This is a genomic window from Microbulbifer mixtoriginis (SeqCode), from assembly GCF_052467235.1.
Map to the genome: position 1 here is coordinate 1,317,595 of NZ_CP174305.1, position 13,950 is coordinate 1,331,544.

The window sequence follows — 13,950 nt, forward strand, 5'->3', positions numbered from 1 at the left end:
TTTATCTCACCATTATCCGATTGCTACGAGAAGCTTCTTTTGGCACTTGAACATTTGATATTGGAATGCGTGAATTGATACCAGACTCAGAAAATGCACTAACGGCTATATCACCACACTCCCCTGTTTCAATATAGTTGAGGGCTGCCGCAAAACGAGCCTCATTGGCATCACCTAAAAGATGATAAAAGTCATCGCCGATATGACAACCCGGCAAATCAGCAGCTGTATTATCGGTACCATTAGGGACAAACCCATCTGAATAATCGCCAAAGCCTTTAGCATTCACACCAGAAAACTGAATTGTGAAATAAGTAGTACCACAATTATCCAACGGATAAAAACCATAGGGCTTGCCACAAGTAGTTTCACCAATCTGAATAACCTCTATATCTACTCCGCGCAAGCCATTAATAATAGCTTCACTGGCCGAGCAAGTATTCTCACTGGTCAAAACAAATACACGTGGAAGGTTCAATGTAGGCAAAGGGGCTCCTTTCAAACCCTCATCTATAAGCCCAAGCGCAGAGGTATGAAACGGGGTCGAGTCAATTGGTTTCCCTGTGATTGGGTTTGTCTCTGGATGCTTATTATTAAACTTGGTCCGCTCAAAGGGCTGGCCAATTGTTACTGTACCAGCAATCATATAGGCTAGCTCTGAGGCAATATCTAAATACCCACCGCCGTTATAGCGTAAATCCAACACTAAATCTTCAACAGAAGCAGTATCTAACTGGGTAACTGCATTAATTAATTCCGCCTCAGCTGTTGCAATATGATCATTGAAAAGTATATAGCCCACTCTGCGACCGGAGCCCGTCACCTCGGTCTTTACAAACTGAACTGGATCAGACTTCACTGCTGAGGCAACTAGAGTAACCTTTTCAATCGTGGAAGAGCCCACTTGCCTAAATTCAAAAGTGTGGGATTCACCTTCACTCTCAGGCCACAGGCCATTATTTAGCGTATCTATATCTTCACCATTGGCCAAGTCGACTCCATCCACACTGATCACCTCAGCACCCCGAGCAATAATATCTGGCAAACTTTCATTGCTTTCTTCATCTAGGTAAGCAACTACTGCCTTTCGTGGTGGCTCACTCGATAGAAGTGCCCACTGAAGTCCATAGCCAACATAGACTCCGGACTCGGTTTGCGATAACCATTCGCTGGTCGGAATCGTGTAGTGAAAACGATCCTTATCTCGGCCGGAGGGCGTCTTCTTAAACGTTTTCAGCTGATCAAAGTAAGCCAAAGAGTCATCAAAGCTTGCCGGATCCTTATCTGTAATTTCATCGTACCAAAGGTAGACTTCATTACTCATGGAACGAAGCCAGTTGTTTTCGTCGACGCGTGTTCCCAGCTGATCGATATATTCGTAGCCAGTTGCTGGGTCGGTACCAGTTCTTGGTGAGACGCATCTAGCTACAAAAGTCGAGGATGGCAAAAAGTTATTCTCTACCCAAGATGCTCCAGCCGGGGTAGGAACCTCTGCATTACCAGCAGTACCCGTTCTTTCAGGTGTATCATCTCCGCTGCCGCCGCCACTACCACAAGCAATCAGAGCAAACGCTCCAAACGCCATCATTCCTTGCAAGGCAAGTTTACGAAAACAGGCCCCCATCCCCCAGCTCCTTTAATATTTTTGTCTAATACTATTAAAGTAGGGGAGGTTATCACTATTAATGAAAGCCAGCGATAGTCAAAGTAATTTAAGAATAATTTCACTCTGAAAAAACAAATGGAGCTGAAACATCCAATACCAATCTGGCATCAGCGTCTCAGCCCCATTGGGTAATGGCCACCTAATGATTAAACATTCAGGCGTTATTTTATTAGTCGCAAACCCTCCCAATTACACCCTGCAGGCTGTCTTTGGCATCGCCAAACAACATACGAGTATTCTCTTTATAGAACAGGGGATTTGCCACGCCCGCATAACCAGAGGCCATAGAACGTTTAAGCACCACCACTTTGCGCGCTTTCCAAACTTCCACTACAGGCATTCCAGCAATTGGAGAGCCGGGTTTTTCTACGGCATCGGGGTTAACAGTGTCGTTGGCTCCGATCACCAGTACCAAGTCGGTACTGGGGAAGTCGGGATTAATTTCATCCATCTCTAACACTATGTCGTAAGGCACATTGGCTTCGGCCAGTAAGACATTCATATGGCCCGGCAGTCGCCCTGCAACAGGATGGATACCAAAACGCACTGTTTTACCCATACCGCGCAGGCGATCGGTCAAGTCGCTGACGGCTTGTTGCGCATGGGCAACAGCCATTCCGAACCCAGGCACGATAATGATGCTATCGGCGCTCTTGAGGTCATCGACAAGTTCCTGCTGGTCAATGGCAATCACCTCACCCTCGACTTCCTCATCGGAGACTTCCCCACCGTCAGAGCCAAAACCACCGAGAATCACACTGATAAAAGAGCGATTCATACCGCGGCACATAATATAGCTGAGGATCGCACCGGAAGAACCAACGAGTGCACCAACTACGATAAGCAGATCATTACCTAGCATAAATCCAGTAGCCGCTGCGGCCCATCCTGAGTAACTGTTCAGCATGGAGATAACCACCGGCATATCAGCCCCACCGATAGCAGCCACTAAGTGGATACCTAACAATAAAGCAATAGCGGTCATCACTAGTAGATTGATAACCGTAGGCCCACTCACTTCTGCAGGCACAAAGAGCACACCTAATACGATACAGGCCAGGATCGCAATTAGGTTAAGCCAGTGCCGAGCCGGCAACATCAAGGGCTTACCGGAAACTATGCCCTGTAGCTTACAAAAAGCAACAAGTGAGCCCGTTAAGGTGATAGCCCCAATAAACACCCCAAGATAAATTTCTGTGCTGTGCACAACATGTGCAGAACCATGGAGATTGACTCGAGGATCGAGAAAGCCTCCCCAACCAATTAAAACTGCCGCAAGGCCAACGAAGCTGTGCAGAAGGGCTACCATCTGCGGCATCTGTGTCATAGCCACGCGTTTTGCGAGTGACAGGCCTATTACAGCCCCCACCACCATGGCAATAATCACCATCCAGTAAGCGCCGGAGGCAATACCGGAAATAGTGGCTATTATGGCAACCGCCATACCAACCATTCCGTAGATATTCCCCCGGCGCGCAGTTTCATGACTGGACAAACCGCCCAGACTTAAAATAAACATTACCGCGGAAAAAAGATAAGCCATTGCAATCATACCGTTCATCACTTATCTCCCTTCTTAACGACGAAACATCTTCAACATCCGGTAGGTAACAAAAAAACCACCGAATATATTGATACTAGCTACAAGTACACCAACAAAGGCCAGCAAGGTTACAAGCCCAGAACCAGTAGCTCCCAATTGCAACAATGCCCCCACCACAACAATCCCAGAAATCGCATTAGTAACACTCATCAATGGGGTATGCAGGGCATGGGTGACATTCCAAATTACCTGCCAACCGACAAAAATGGCCAGCACAAAAACGGTAAAGTGTGAAACGAAGTCTGATGGAGCTACCCGGCCAAGCCAAAGAAGTAATATTCCAGCGATTGCCCAGAAAACAAAAATAGATAGGGGAGATTTGCGCTTTTCAACTTTTTCTTCGAGGGAAACCTTGGTTTCCTCTGCGGCTTTTGTTGGCTTCTGGGGCTGCGCAGAGATCTTGGGAGCGGGAGGCGGCCAGGTGATCTCCCCTGACTTAACCACAGTCGCTCCACGAATAACCTCATCCTCAAAATTAAGATCTATTTCACCATCCTTTTTCGGAGTGAGTTCACTGAGTAAATGGGCGAGATTGGTGGAGTACAATCGGGAAGACTGTGCCGCTGCACGGCTGGGTAAATTGGTGTAGCCAATGATTGTCACATCACTATGTACTGTTTTCTGGTGAGGGACGGTGTAATCACAGTTACCCCCCATTTCTGCCGCCAGATCCACCACCACAGAGCCAGGCGCCATGCTGTCAACCATATCGGCAAGCCATAGTTTTGGTGCTGGTTTACCGGGTATCAATGCCGTCGTAATAACAATATCCACATCCTTGGCCTGTTCGCGAAACAACGCCATTTCCGCTTCAATAAATTCCTTCGACATCTCCTTGGCATATCCGCCAGAACCCGAGCCCTCCTCTTCCACCTCTACTGTGAGAAACTCGGCCCCCATGGATTCTACTTGTTCGCGCACCTCGGCTCGGGTATCAAATGCCCGAACGATGGCTCCCATACCTTTAGCTGTACCTATTGCCGAGAGTCCGGCAACACCGGCACCAATAACGAGAACTTTGGCTGGAGGGATTTTTCCCGCCGCGGTGATTTGCCCGGTAAAAAAACGACCAAAATTATGTGCGGCTTCGATGACGGCTCGATAGCCGGCAATATTAGCCATGGAGCTGAGCGCATCCATTTTCTGGGCCCGGGAAATCCTGGGGATGGACTCTACGGCAAGTGCGTTAATATCATTATCGGCAAGCTTTTGTAGGAGCTCGGCATTTTGTGCTGGCTTTAAGAAGGCAATCAATGTTGCCCCCTTAGGGATTAAAGCCAACTCTTCATCCGTTGGCGGTTGCACTTTAAGAACAACTTCCGCCCCCTTTAGGCAAGCCACTATATCCCCACGGATCTCAGCACCAGCTTGTCGATATAATTCATCGGCAAAGCTAGCCTTTTCACCAGCCCCGGCTTGTACAACAACAGAAAAACCCAAGTCAATTAATCGCTTTACGCTCTCCGGAGTTGCCGCAACACGCGCCTCCCCCTCTACGGTCTCTCTAGGTATGGCTATTATCACCGCCGTGCCCCTCACATTTAATATTATGAATTTACAACTACATCCACCTCAAAAAGGACTAGTTTGCCCACTTTATAGTCAGGCCGAGTGTAAACTCAGCAAACTGGGATTGAAAGAGAAGCTATCTAATAGCCACAATTGGTGAAATTTATAAGGCTATTAATAAGTTACAGCTGCAACATTAATTCAAGCACATCATAAGGTCACAGCGACAAAAAAAGAATAAACTGTGAAAAGGAACTTTCTATCACCCGTGAGAAGCAACAAAGGAATCGGGCCAACTTAAATAATACAAATACTCTTTGGTTTCACACTGGCCAAACAATTGGGTTTGTTAATTCCCTAAAAGTTCTTTCTCATTAGGCTAATCATCACAAAAAAAACCTGGCAATAGGATCTTTCACCCATCAGAAATTGATAATGATGTAAATTCTTTTCATATACCCACCTGGAAATGCTTTCAAAAAACTTCTTTAGCATCTTCATTTCAAAGTGACCTGGCCAGATTTCCTCTCAAAAACTCCTCTTGTACTAAAAGATCAATAGTTCCAAAATGGCGTAATAAGAAACAGCGGATATCTCATACTGTACTTCATGGAATTAGAAGAATTTATTTTATTTGCCCCTCTCTCACGATTTTGGCACAAGTTTTGATTGTACTTTGGTAAGCCGTCTATCTAGCCACAAACGAGTGCCACTTCAAGTCGTGACGAATATTAGCCCTGCCATCATGTTGGTTGATGATAATCAAGAACGCGCTCACCTTGTCTGTGAGTGTTTAAAATCTGCCGGATACACTATTGTTGCGCAAATCAGCAGTGCCGAAGGGCTTCTATTCCAAGTAGAGAAATATCGCCCCGATGTGGTGTTGATCGACATTGAATCCCCTGATAGAGACATCCTAGAGAGCCTTGCCATCGTTAATCGTGAGGCACCGACACCAGTAGCTATGTTCTCCAGCCACAACAGTGCGGACTTTATCAGTCGCGCAGTTGAGTCTGGGGTCAGCGCATATATGGCCGAGGGGATCACTACCGAGAGAGTTGCCCCGGCAATAGAAATTGCCATGGCTCAATTCAAGAGCTTTCAGCTGTTGCGACAATCACTTGAGAAAACCCAACAGCAACTCAGTGATAGAAAAACCATTGAAAGAGCCAAAGGATTACTAATGGCCAAGAAAAAACTCAACGAGGAGGATGCGCATAAGATTTTGCGTAATCTTGCCATGAGTAGTAATGCCACCATGCACGCGGTAGCCGAACAGCTTATTCAATATTTTCAGAGCGAGCACTGAATCCCTAATGTCTTCCTTACTGTACCCGGAAAAGAAATCTATCAAGCTGCTGTATCTCAGACTCACCGACAGCGCCCCCCTAATCATTGCCAAGGAGAAAGGTTACTTTAGTCAATTTGGCCTTGAGGTGGAGTTAAAGCGGGAGACTTCCTGGGCAACTCTGCGCGATAAATTGATCGGGCGTAGGGCCGATGCCGCAGCCATGCTGGCCCCTATGCCATTAACGCTCCCAGAAACTCTACCTGACTGCAAAGAGCGACTTATCAGTGGTTTGATTCTCAGTTGTAATGGCAACGCCATTACCCTATCAGAGGATCTCTATCAACGCCTGCAGCACTACACAACAGAAGAAACGAAAACTGATATTGGTGTAGCACTAAAACAGTACCTACAGAAAAACACTGGCATCTCACCGATAAGACTGGCCACGGTTTACCCATTCTCCAGTCACACACTACAGTTGCGCCATTGGTTACAGGCCACAGGTGTGAATCCGGATCGGGATATACAGCTTATTATATTACCCCCCGAACAAATGCTGGAAAGCCTTCTCAGCGGCATTATTGATGGTTACTGTGTTGGCGAACCATGGAATAGCCTTGCAGCCCAAAAGGGTACTGGAGTGGTTGTTACGGCCTGCAATACACTATTGCCGGCAATGCCGGAAAAAGTATTAGCTGTGACCCAGAGCTGGCATAAGGCCAACCCGGTCAGCCATCTAGCTTTGCGTGCAGCATTACTGAAAGCCTGCTCCTGGTTAATAGCAAGAGAAAATCGCTGCGAAGCCGCCGGATTATTATCACAGAAACACTATCTGAATTTACCAGAGTCACTGTTGCAGCACTCCCTGAATGATCAGATTCTCTACCGCCGCAACACCAATATCATAGCCAACCCAGGCTGGCACCTGTTTGCCCATATCGATAATGACAACGGTCGTCCCTGTGAGACAAAAGCCCGGCAGTTAATAGAGATGTGCAGGGGGTTTAGTGAGATAGCAACGATAAACAGTCAAAACTTCAGGCCAGAGCTATACCATCAAACTGTGGATTTCCTCAATTCCAAGAAATAATGGCACATTAATTGAATGAGAATATATCGATGGTGCAATGGCTTGCCGCTAAGCGCATTCGCACAGTCAATCGCTCTTTCAACAAAAATATCGGGCAATGGAGTCCATTGACTGCGACCAAAGGCGCGCGGTGGTGGGCTTTTTTTATGCCTGTGAAGTATGCAAATAAAGGAAATGCGCATGTCTAGTGAATCCCTCAATCTTTTTTCATTTCGAGGAAGGATAAAGATTCTTCACCTAACCTGGGTGGCCTTCTTCATTACGTTTTTTGCCTGGTTTAACCATGCCCCATTATTGATGGCAATATCGAAAAGCCTGTCATTGACTCCTGATCAGGTAAAAACGCTACTGATCTTAAATGTAGCCCTAACCATTCCAGCACGAGTAGTAATCGGGATGCTCACCGATAAATACGGCCCCAGGCTTACCTACTCCCTGTTACTTGCTATCGGCAGTGTACCCTGCTTTATTTTTGCCTTAGCAGATAACTTTATGCAGGCGGCAATAGGTCGCTTTCTGCTCGGTTTTATTGGCGCTGGTTTTGTCGTTGGTATCCGCATGGTTTCCGAGTGGTTCCCCGCCCGTCAACTGGGCACTGCTGAGGGAATTTACGGCGGTTGGGGTAATTTTGGCTCTGCCGCTGCCGCTATGAGCTTACCGACCATCGCTCTATTTTTTGGTGGCGACAATGGCTGGCGCTATGCGATTGGAATCACCGGAGTTATTGCACTGGTATATAGTGTGATTTACTACTTCTCAGTTACCGATACCCCCAAGGGCTCCACTTATTTCAAACCCAAAAAAATAGGGGCTATGGAGGTCACTAGTTCAGGAGACTTTGTACTGTTACTGATTATGAAGGTACCAATGTATGCCGCACTGGCGTTGTTGACCTGGAAACTTTCAAGCGGTGTAAACTTGATTTCCAGTCTCGCTGCCACCTCGATTTATTGTGGGCTCGGCTTACTTTACCTACTGGATGCACGCAAGACATATAGCATCAACCGGGAGATTTTCACTAATCCACCGGCTCCCGTACATCGTTATAAATTTAAGCAGGTAGCCGTACTCAACCTTCTTTACTTTGCTACATTTGGTTCAGAACTCGCAGTAGTATCCATGTTGCCACTGTTTTTCTCTGAGACTTTTACCCTAGACCCTGTAAAAGCGGGATTACTTGCCTCAGCTTATGCCTTCATGAACTTGATGTCTCGTCCAGCAGGCGGCTTAATCAGTGATCGCTGGGGACGCAAACCCACCTTGCTGATACTAACTGCAGGCCTGGCACTGGGTTACTTCACCATGAGCCTGATTGATGCCGAATGGCCACTCTACTTGGCGGTAGCCGCTGCCATGGCCTGCTCTTTCTTTGTGCAAGCCGGTGAAGGGGCTGTATTTGCTGTAGTCCCTCTAATCAAGCGCCGTCTTACCGGGCAGATCGCAGGTATGACTGGGGCCTACGGCAATGTCGGAGCAGTTTTTTATCTCACCGTGTTAAGCCTGGTTTCCTACCAAACATTTTTTATGGTTATCGGCATCACCGCACTTCTCGGCTTTACAGCACTGTTATTATTGGAGGAACCCGAGGGTCAAATGGCTGAGGTACACCCAGATGGCAGCGTGTCGATGATCGATGTCGCCTGATAAAGAACAGCACACAAAAACTCCGGTAGGGATACAAAACGCCCATGGAGCTTCTAAAAATTTGCAGAGTAAAGAGTTTCATGCTCTGCAAATTTTCAGTGCTACCTGTTCCGGTCATCGCCAACACAATGATGATGCTTGTGCCGTACGGCTACCCGAGAGGCTAGAGTTAAAGCGCTATGGCGCACTCGCCGCAGTAGCGGATGGTGTCGCCAGCGCCGAGGCCGGCGGCGAAGCTGCTCGTGCAGCCATCAACGGTTTTTTCTCGGACTACTACAGCACCCCGGAAACCTGGTCTACTCGCCATGCTATTGCACGAGTACTCCACTCCCTCAACAGCTGGCTATACCGGCAAAGTGGAGGCAGCGTGGAAATCCAGCGGGGTTGGCTGACCACTTTCTCAGCCCTGATTTTTAAAGGTGCCAGCGCCCACTTGGTGCATATCGGCGATACACGTATCTACCGCCTGCGCGCTGGCACGCTTGAGTGCCTCACGCGTGATCACAGCCACCAGCTGTCTCCTGGGCGCACTTTTCTCAGTAGAGCCCTGGGGATGGATGTCCATATTGAAGTGGACTACCGCTGTGAAGCACTGCAAACCGGTGATATTTATTTACTGAGTACCGATGGCATTCACGATTTTTTGCCAGAGACTTCTATCCAGAAAAGACTTTCTGAGTTTGACAAAACTACACCACAACAACTCATTGATGCGGCCCTAAAATCAGGCTCCAAAGATAACCTTAGTGCAATCGTCACCAGGGTTAATAATCTGGACTTTCCTCAATGCGACGAATTGGCAATGCACAGCCGAACGCTTCCCTTCGCTCCCGATCTGAACCCAGGACAAAAACTCGATGGTTTTCTTATTTTGCAGGAGCTTTATGCCAGTAAACGTAGCCACCTATACTTGGCCCAAGATCATATGACCGGAGAGCTTCGCGCGCTGAAAACTCCATCGGTAAATTACTGTGATGATCCAAACTATATCGAGCGTTTTATCGCCGAAGAATGGACCGGCAGGCGAATAAATCATCCAGGGGTTATCAAGCTATACGCTCCAAGAGCCGAACGCGCTTGCCTATATCATGTTCTCGAATATATTGAGGGGCAGACGCTGCGACAGTGGATGCAACTTAACCCTCAGCCAGAGGTATCCCAGGTAAGGGGATTACTTTCTCAGCTGGTAAGTGCCCTGCGCAGCCTGCAGCGATTAGAGATTGTGCACGGCGATCTGAAGCCGGAGAATATTATGATCCGCAATAATGGTCGCCTAGTAATCATTGACCTCGGAGGGGTCGATGGGCCAGGCCTTAGAGAGCAATTACACTTCACAGAAATTGATACTCCAGGCAGTAAGAATTATGCGGCTCCTGAATTCTTTTATGGCGATAGCGCCAGCCATCGTTCGGATATTTTTTCTCTCGGAGTAATTGCCTATGAATTACTCACAGGAAGATATCCCTACCCTGAGCGCCTCGGCAATCTGCACTATCACCTCAAAAGTTATCAACAGTTGCGTTATACAAATGCATATGTGCACCGCAAGGATATCCCCCACTGGATAGATAGTGCCTTGCAAAAAGCCTGTGCCCCCAACCCTCAACAAAGATACGATAGCCTATCCGAATTTATCCAGGACCTGCAGCATCCCAATCCAACCTTTAAACCTGCCCAGAGCCATCCTCTACTGGAAAAAAATCCAATTTTATTCTGGCAACTCATAGCGCTGATTCTACTGCTTTCCCACCTTCTGTATGTTTTCTAAAGCCCCTCTTGGTTAATCCCTCACTTGCCTCTCAGTAACTTAAGATGACATTTCCTACTTAATATTCCACAAAATTTAACTAAGCACCAATTCAGAGCAGAAAAAAGGTTTTCTGCACCAACATACCGCAAAAATTGTGGACAATAGGAGCGGATAGGCGCCATCCCTGGGATAAATACTGGCATGAAGATTGAATGTATTTAATGACCAACAAAATTATCCCCCAATTCGAGGCAACGGCGCCTGTACTCTTCGGCAGAAGAGGAGGCGCCCTTGTCATATCATCCGCCCCTCCTGCCAAGAGAATCGCTTCTAGATGGCAGGAATATCAATGACTGAAAAGACAAAAAAGCAAAAGCTGGTTGTGATTGGTAACGGCATGGTCGGGCACCACTTTCTTGAGCAGCTGGCAGAAAAAAATGAAAGCATCGGTTTTACCGTCACAGTCTTTTGTGCGGAAAACAGACCTGCTTATGATCGAGTACATCTATCCGAATACTTCGCTGGGTGCAGTGCGGAAGATTTGGCTATGGGTGATATTGAGCAATATCGACAATGGGGTTTTGAGCTAGAGCTCAACAATCCGGTAGCTTCCATCGACCGCGAAAAGCAAACTGTTACCACCCAGACTGGAAGCTTACATAGATATGATCAATTGGTCCTCGCTACTGGCTCCTATCCTTTTGTGCCCCCCATCCCAGGGCATCAACACGAGCGTTGCTTTGTCTACCGCACCATCGAAGATTTGAATGCGATTCGCGCAGCTGCGTCTAACGCGCAAAGTGGCGTCGTTGTCGGTGGTGGCCTGCTCGGTTTGGAAGCGGCAAACGCCTTGAAAACCCTGGGGCTTGACGCCCATGTGGTGGAATTTGCTCCAGGACTGATGTCCACTCAGCTTGATGAGGGCGGCTCCAATTTACTGCGAAAAAAAATCGAGGCCCTTGGCGTTACTGTACATACCAGCCGAGCTACCGAACTTATTAAGGAGGCTGACGGCCGCTTGCGTATGCAATTTAAAGGGGGGGACGAACTGATTACCGATATGATCGTGTTCTCTGCAGGAATTCGACCTCAAGATGAGCTGGCAAAATCCTCAGGGCTGCAAGTCGGTGAGCGAGGAGGTATTGTCATCGACAACCGCTGTCGTACATCAGACCCCAACATTTTTGCCATCGGTGAGTGCGCTCTCTATGAGGGGCAAATTTTTGGCCTGGTGGCTCCAGGCTACAGTATGGCTCGCACCACCGTCGCACAGCTCACCGGTATGGAGACGTTTTTTAATGGTGCCGATATGAGCACTAAATTAAAACTTCTCGGTGTGCAGGTTGGCTCTATTGGCGATGCTCACGGCCGCAGCGAAGGCGCTGCAGCAATTACTTTTGTCGATGAACAGAACGGCGTGTACAAGCGTATGATAACCGATGCTACAGGCCAGAAACTGCTCGGCGCTGTACTGGTTGGTGATACTGGGGATTACGATACTCTTCTGCAATATCATCTCAATGATATCGACCTGCCAGAGCACCCGGAACAACTGATTCTTCCCTCAACTGACGGAGCGGAATCACTCCTTGGTGCTTCCGCTCTCCCCACTAATGCTACCGTGTGCTCCTGTTATAACGTGAGTAAAGGGCAAATTCTGGATGTTGTACATGGCGGCTGTCATACCTTGGCTGAAGTGAAGGATGCCACTAAGGCCTCCACGGGTTGTGGTGGTTGTGCCGCATTGCTGAAGGATATCGTCGATAGTGAATTAGCCGCTCTGGGAATGGAGGTCAACAATCATCTCTGTACACACTTCCCCTATAGTCGCCAAGAGTTGTTCCACATTATTCAGGTGGAGGAAATTAAAACCTTCGATGATCTCCTTCAAAAGCATGGTAGCGGCAAGGGCTGCGAAGTATGTAAACCCACCGCCGCCTCTATTTTCGCCTCCCTATGGAATGAACATATCCTGGAGCAAGCCCACGTTGGCCTGCAGGATACCAATGATACGTTTATGGCGAATATGCAGAAAAATGGTAGCTACTCTGTAGTACCGCGTATTCCCGGTGGAGAAATCACACCAGAGAAACTCATCGTGATTGGCGATGTTGCCAAACGCTATAACCTCTACACCAAAATTACCGGTGGCCAGCGTATCGATTTGTTTGGCGCACGCCTGGAACAACTACCGGAAATTTGGCGGGAACTCATTGATGCGGGATTTGAAACCGGCCATGCCTATGGCAAATCTCTGCGCACGGTAAAGTCCTGTGTAGGTAGTACTTGGTGCCGCTTTGGTGTGCAGGACAGTGTTTCCATGGCCCTGCGTGTAGAAAACCGTTACAAGGGGCTTCGCTCCCCACACAAAATAAAGATGGCTGTATCGGGCTGTACACGCGAGTGCGCCGAGGCGCAGAGCAAGGATGTGGGCGTTATCGCCACAGAAAAAGGCTGGAACTTATTTGTTGCCGGCAATGGCGGCATGCGCCCGCGCCACGCCGATCTATTCGCTACCGACCTGGATGATGAAACCCTGATTCGCTATATCGATCGTTTCCTGATGTTCTATGTGCGTACTGCCGATAAATTGCAGCGCACCTCGGTATGGCTGGAAAGCCTTGATGGCGGACTCGACTATCTACGTGAAGTCATTATCGATGACAAATTGGGAATCTGTACCGAACTGGAAATCCAGATGGAACGCGTTGTCGATAGTTATCAGTGTGAATGGAAGTCCGCAATCAACGATCCGGAAAAACTTAAACGATTTCGTCAGTTTGTTAACAGCAATGAGAGCGATGACAATATTATTTTCGTCAAGGAACGCGGCCAGCCCCGTCCCGCAACTATTGAAGAAATAATAGAAACTGCTGAATCTGCATAGAGACAATCCTATACATTTAATTTATGAAAATTTAATTTCAATTGCTGATTTTTCTCTTAATCCCGCAAGGAAATTGTTATGCACCAAGCCAGCGCCAGACAAAGCTCACATACATCCAATGCCATAACCCACCCCCATTGGCTGCCGATCTGCCAAAGATCAGATTTAGTCAGCAACTCCGGGGTGTGTGCCCTTTGGGGCGATACCTCCTCAGAAAAAACGGACTATCTAGCAAAACCTGAGAGGAAAGGTATCGCCCTATTTTTTTTACCGGGGCAAGAGCGACAACTTTACGCCGTTGACAACTGGGACCCGATCGCACAAGCTGGCATTATTTCACGGGGAATAATCGCAGAACTGGATGGTGAATTAACTATTGCCTCACCACTTTATAAACATCACTTTCGCCTTGAAGATGGCGTTTGTATGGAGGACGGTAATATCCAGCTTGCCACTTACCCTTTAGCATTTAATGGAAATACCGTTTATATCGGTTGTGATAAATAAGCA

Annotated in this window: 9 protein-coding genes; 6 read left to right on the forward strand and 3 right to left on the reverse strand. The window is 47.7% G+C overall.

What is annotated here, in order from left to right; genetic code table 11:
* Nucleotide 1: 1 nt before the first annotated feature.
* The 3 genes from ACJJIO_RS05895 to ACJJIO_RS05905 form a co-directional block, all read right to left on the reverse strand.
* Nucleotides 2–1,624: a S41 family peptidase gene (locus ACJJIO_RS05895; RefSeq protein WP_444910420.1), complete on the reverse strand. Its 1,623-nt coding sequence runs from the start codon at nt 1,622–1,624 to the stop codon at nt 2–4.
* A 211-nt stretch (nt 1,625–1,835) separates the two neighbouring features.
* Complete coding sequence (pntB, locus tag ACJJIO_RS05900; protein ID WP_444882653.1) at nt 1,836–3,227, reverse strand: Re/Si-specific NAD(P)(+) transhydrogenase subunit beta; 1,392 nt, start codon at nt 3,225–3,227, stop codon at nt 1,836–1,838.
* Nucleotides 3,228–3,242: 15 nt separating this feature from the next.
* Entirely contained in the window at nt 3,243–4,793 is a 1,551-nt protein-coding gene (locus ACJJIO_RS05905; RefSeq protein WP_444910421.1) for a Re/Si-specific NAD(P)(+) transhydrogenase subunit alpha, read from the reverse strand.
* 706 nt (nt 4,794–5,499) lie between these two features.
* Here ACJJIO_RS05905 and ACJJIO_RS05910 point away from each other — a divergent pair.
* The 6 genes from ACJJIO_RS05910 (at nt 5,500) to nirD (ending at nt 13,947) form a co-directional block, all read left to right on the forward strand.
* Nucleotides 5,500–6,087, forward strand: a complete 588-nt coding sequence (locus tag ACJJIO_RS05910) for an ANTAR domain-containing response regulator (protein ID WP_444887113.1) — start codon at nt 5,500–5,502, stop codon at nt 6,085–6,087.
* Nucleotides 6,088–6,094: 7 nt separating this feature from the next.
* Nucleotides 6,095–7,159 carry a CmpA/NrtA family ABC transporter substrate-binding protein gene (locus tag ACJJIO_RS05915; RefSeq protein ID WP_444910422.1) on the forward strand — a complete coding sequence of 355 codons (1,065 nt, stop codon included), beginning with the start codon at nt 6,095–6,097 and terminating at the stop codon, nt 7,157–7,159.
* A gap of 180 nt (nt 7,160–7,339) precedes the next feature.
* Nucleotides 7,340–8,803: a NarK family nitrate/nitrite MFS transporter gene (locus ACJJIO_RS05920; protein WP_444910423.1), complete on the forward strand. Its 1,464-nt coding sequence runs from the start codon at nt 7,340–7,342 to the stop codon at nt 8,801–8,803.
* The gene (locus ACJJIO_RS05925; protein ID WP_444910424.1) at nt 8,793–10,571 is read left to right on the forward strand and encodes a bifunctional protein-serine/threonine kinase/phosphatase; all 1,779 of its coding nucleotides are present in this window, start codon (nt 8,793–8,795) and stop codon (nt 10,569–10,571) included. The genes ACJJIO_RS05920 and ACJJIO_RS05925 overlap by 11 nt, the downstream gene beginning before the upstream one ends.
* A gap of 331 nt (nt 10,572–10,902) precedes the next feature.
* Nucleotides 10,903–13,440 (forward strand): nitrite reductase large subunit NirB, encoded by a 2,538-nt coding sequence (nirB, locus tag ACJJIO_RS05930; RefSeq protein WP_444910425.1) that lies wholly within the window; start codon nt 10,903–10,905, stop codon nt 13,438–13,440.
* Nucleotides 13,441–13,518: 78 nt separating this feature from the next.
* Nucleotides 13,519–13,947 (forward strand): nitrite reductase small subunit NirD, encoded by a 429-nt coding sequence (gene nirD, locus ACJJIO_RS05935; protein WP_252083207.1) that lies wholly within the window; start codon nt 13,519–13,521, stop codon nt 13,945–13,947.
* Nucleotides 13,948–13,950 lie beyond the last annotated feature (3 nt).

Excerpts from the sequence above, each read along its gene's own strand:
- pntB (WP_444882653.1), bottom strand. The coding sequence starts at position 3,227 with ATGAACGGTATGATTGCAATGGCTTATCTTTTTTCCGCGGTAATGTTT.
- nirB (WP_444910425.1), top strand. The coding sequence starts at position 10,903 with ATGACTGAAAAGACAAAAAAGCAAAAGCTGGTTGTGATTGGTAACGGC.
- ACJJIO_RS05895 (WP_444910420.1), bottom strand. The coding sequence starts at position 1,624 with ATGGGGGCCTGTTTTCGTAAACTTGCCTTGCAAGGAATGATGGCGTTT.
- ACJJIO_RS05915 (WP_444910422.1), top strand. The coding sequence starts at position 6,095 with ATGTCTTCCTTACTGTACCCGGAAAAGAAATCTATCAAGCTGCTGTAT.
- ACJJIO_RS05925 (WP_444910424.1), top strand. The coding sequence starts at position 8,793 with ATGTCGCCTGATAAAGAACAGCACACAAAAACTCCGGTAGGGATACAA.
- ACJJIO_RS05920 (WP_444910423.1), top strand. The coding sequence starts at position 7,340 with ATGTCTAGTGAATCCCTCAATCTTTTTTCATTTCGAGGAAGGATAAAG.
- nirD (WP_252083207.1), top strand. The coding sequence starts at position 13,519 with ATGCACCAAGCCAGCGCCAGACAAAGCTCACATACATCCAATGCCATA.